The organism is Bartonella sp. AD328YNZD, assembly GCF_042196425.1.
In genome coordinates this window covers 1-1,002 of sequence record NZ_JBHIQG010000595.1, presented here as the reverse complement: position 1 = coordinate 1,002, position 1,002 = coordinate 1, and the positions used below count along the sequence as shown (strand labels likewise).

The window sequence follows — 1,002 nt, the reverse complement described above, 5'->3', positions numbered from 1 at the left end:
GTTTTTATAAGTCAGTATTTTGCCATATGATGTTTAAAGTGTCATCAAGCCATTTATGGTAATTGCACGCTTCTTTGTTTGAGGCATGAACAGAGAAAATAAAGCCAGGATATCCACCAAATGCTGGTGGAGGTGGTGAAATATGATCCGTTTCAAAGAAAATGATAGTTCTGCTAGTTTGTGGATGTTGTACGACCTTATCGAGACCTAAAAATCCAGAGAAGCGTCCATACCCATGAAGAGGAATAATATAATTTGCAGCCACTTTTTTAGCTGGGAGGACATCAGGAAGATCTAAATTTTGTTCAGCTAAAGCGGCATTCATACAGAGTTTTGCAAATGAAATTCCTGTACCTTGTTCTACAATAAAATGGGAGACACCTGACCCACCTATACGAGCGCCGATCTCAATGATATAAGGTAAATTATTAGCATCTAGGCGTAGCTCTACATGGGCAGCTCCCATATTTATACCAAGAGCTTTGACTCCAGAGCATGCAGCCTCACATAAAGCAATAATTAAAGGATCATCTATATCACAGCGTTGACGATAAATTGTTTCTTCAAACCATGGTCCTTCAGGTTGTCCTTTGTCGCCAACGGCTAAAACATGCACACCTGTTGTATCAACAAAACATTCTACGACAAATTCTTTTCCTGGCAAATATTGTTCTACAATTAAACCTACAGGTTTATTTTTATCATTAAAACGTGCCATATCTTTATGCTGAATATTCCATACAGCTTTGATGAGCTTAGAAAATTCTTCAGGATTTTTAGCTAACATGACGCCTGTACTCGCCCATCCAGAGACGGGTTTAATAACGAGCGGATAGTCTAAGGTTTGTGTTTGTGATAGGTCTTCTGGATTATCTATATACAGAAATTTTGGTGTTCTTAAGCCTGCTTTAGCAAAAGCTTGACGCATGAGATATTTGTTTCTGGTTAATGCTGCTACTTCTGGTTCAATACTTGGAGTGTTGATTTTTTTGGCAGCCAAAG

General features: G+C 38.4%; 1 protein-coding gene. It reads right to left on the bottom strand.

Features of this window, described 5'->3' with window-relative positions:
- Window positions 1-4: 4 nt before the first annotated feature.
- On the bottom strand, window positions 5-1,002 hold a 998-nt coding region (locus ACFIO3_RS13930), incomplete at its 5' end, for an acetyl-CoA carboxylase biotin carboxylase subunit family protein (RefSeq protein ID WP_375704672.1).